Origin of the sequence: Bacillus sp. TSO22 (genome assembly GCF_020223595.1) — a bacterium.
Taxonomy (GTDB): Bacteria; Bacillota; Bacilli; order Bacillales; family Bacillaceae; genus Bacillus; species Bacillus inaquosorum.
In genome coordinates this window covers 1-3,009 of record NZ_JAHAWO010000007.1, presented here as the reverse complement: position 1 = coordinate 3,009, position 3,009 = coordinate 1, and the positions used below count along the sequence as shown (strand labels likewise).

General features: G+C 53.2%; 1 rRNA gene. It reads left to right on the top strand.

The annotated features are described in order from the left end of the window. Window positions 1-82 precede the first annotated feature (82 nt). Window positions 83-3,009 (top strand): 23S ribosomal RNA (locus tag KHQ79_RS08895).

The window sequence follows — 3,009 nt, the reverse complement described above, 5'->3', positions numbered from 1 at the left end:
AACGTGTTCTTTGAAAACTAGATAACAGTAGACATCACATTCAATTAGTAAGACAAGATATCACATAGTGATTCTTTTTAACGGTTAAGTTAGAAAGGGCGCACGGTGGATGCCTTGGCACTAGGAGCCGATGAAGGACGGGACGAACACCGATATGCTTCGGGGAGCTGTAAGCAAGCTTTGATCCGGAGATTTCCGAATGGGGAAACCCACCACTCGTAATGGAGTGGTATCCATATCTGAATTCATAGGATATGAGAAGGCAGACCCGGGGAACTGAAACATCTAAGTACCCGGAGGAAGAGAAAGCAAATGCGATTCCCTGAGTAGCGGCGAGCGAAACGGGATTAGCCCAAACCAAGAGGCTTGCCTCTTGGGGTTGTAGGACACTCTGTACGGAGTTACAAAAGAACGAGGTAGATGAAGAGGTCTGGAAAGGCCCGCCATAGGAGGTAACAGCCCTGTAGTCAAAACTTCGTTCTCTCCTGAGTGGATCCTGAGTACGGCGGAACACGTGAAATTCCGTCGGAATCCGGGAGGACCATCTCCCAAGGCTAAATACTCCCTAGTGACCGATAGTGAACCAGTACCGTGAGGGAAAGGTGAAAAGCACCCCGGAAGGGGAGTGAAAGAGATCCTGAAACCGTGTGCCTACAAGTAGTCAGAGCCCGTTAACGGGTGATGGCGTGCCTTTTGTAGAATGAACCGGCGAGTTACGATCCCGTGCAAGGTTAAGCAGAAGATGCGGAGCCGCAGCGAAAGCGAGTCTGAATAGGGCGCATGAGTACGTGGTCGTAGACCCGAAACCAGGTGATCTACCCATGTCCAGGGTGAAGTTCAGGTAACACTGAATGGAGGCCCGAACCCACGCACGTTGAAAAGTGCGGGGATGAGGTGTGGGTAGGGGTGAAATGCCAATCGAACCTGGAGATAGCTGGTTCTCTCCGAAATAGCTTTAGGGCTAGCCTCAAGGTAAGAGTCTTGGAGGTAGAGCACTGATTGGACTAGGGGCCCCTACCGGGTTACCGAATTCAGTCAAACTCCGAATGCCAATGACTTATCCTTGGGAGTCAGACTGCGAGTGATAAGATCCGTAGTCGAAAGGGAAACAGCCCAGACCGCCAGCTAAGGTCCCAAAGTATACGTTAAGTGGAAAAGGATGTGGAGTTGCTTAGACAACCAGGATGTTGGCTTAGAAGCAGCCACCATTTAAAGAGTGCGTAATAGCTCACTGGTCGAGTGACTCTGCGCCGAAAATGTACCGGGGCTAAACGTATCACCGAAGCTGCGGACTGTTCTTCGAACAGTGGTAGGAGAGCGTTCTAAGGGCTGTGAAGCCAGACCGGAAGGACTGGTGGAGCGCTTAGAAGTGAGAATGCCGGTATGAGTAGCGAAAGAGGGGTGAGAATCCCCTCCACCGAATGCCTAAGGTTTCCTGAGGAAGGCTCGTCCGCTCAGGGTTAGTCGGGACCTAAGCCGAGGCCGAAAGGCGTAGGCGATGGACAACAGGTTGATATTCCTGTACCACCTCCTCACCATTTGAGCAATGGGGGGACGCAGGAGGATAGGGTAAGCGCGGTATTGGATATCCGCGTCCAAGCAGTTAGGCTGGGAAATAGGCAAATCCGTTTCCCATAAGGCTGAGCTGTGATGGCGAGCGAAATATAGTAGCGAAGTTCCTGATTCCACACTGCCAAGAAAAGCCTCTAGCGAGGTGAGAGGTGCCCGTACCGCAAACCGACACAGGTAGGCGAGGAGAGAATCCTAAGGTGATCGAGAGAACTCTCGTTAAGGAACTCGGCAAAATGACCCCGTAACTTCGGGAGAAGGGGTGCTCTGTTAGGGTGCAAGCCCGAGAGAGCCGCAGTGAATAGGCCCAGGCGACTGTTTAGCAAAAACACAGGTCTCTGCGAAGCCGTAAGGCGAAGTATAGGGGCTGACGCCTGCCCGGTGCTGGAAGGTTAAGAGGAGCGCTTAGCGTAAGCGAAGGTGCGAATTGAAGCCCCAGTAAACGGCGGCCGTAACTATAACGGTCCTAAGGTAGCGAAATTCCTTGTCGGGTAAGTTCCGACCCGCACGAAAGGCGCAACGATCTGGGCACTGTCTCAACGAGAGACTCGGTGAAATTATAGTACCTGTGAAGATGCAGGTTACCCGCGACAGGACGGAAAGACCCCGTGGAGCTTTACTGCAGCCTGATATTGAATGTTGGTACAGCTTGTACAGGATAGGTAGGAGCCTTGGAAACCGGAGCGCCAGCTTCGGTGGAGGCATCGGTGGGATACTACCCTGGCTGTATTGACCTTCTAACCCGCCGCCCTTATCGGGCGGGGAGACAGTGTCAGGTGGGCAGTTTGACTGGGGCGGTCGCCTCCTAAAAGGTAACGGAGGCGCCCAAAGGTTCCCTCAGAATGGTTGGAAATCATTCGCAGAGTGTAAAGGCACAAGGGAGCTTGACTGCGAGACCTACAAGTCGAGCAGGGACGAAAGTCGGGCTTAGTGATCCGGTGGTTCCGCATGGAAGGGCCATCGCTCAACGGATAAAAGCTACCCCGGGGATAACAGGCTTATCTCCCCCAAGAGTCCACATCGACGGGGAGGTTTGGCACCTCGATGTCGGCTCATCGCATCCTGGGGCTGTAGTCGGTCCCAAGGGTTGGGCTGTTCGCCCATTAAAGCGGTACGCGAGCTGGGTTCAGAACGTCGTGAGACAGTTCGGTCCCTATCCGTCGCGGGCGCAGGAAATTTGAGAGGAGCTGTCCTTAGTACGAGAGGACCGGGATGGACGCACCGCTGGTGTACCAGTTGTTCTGCCAAGGGCATCGCTGGGTAGCTATGTGCGGACGGGATAAGTGCTGAAAGCATCTAAGCATGAAGCCCCCCTCAAGATGAGATTTCCCATTCCGCAAGGAAGTAAGATCCCTGAAAGATGATCAGGTTGATAGGTCTGAGGTGGAAGTGTGGCGACACATGGAGCTGACAGATACTAATCGATCGAGGACTTAACCA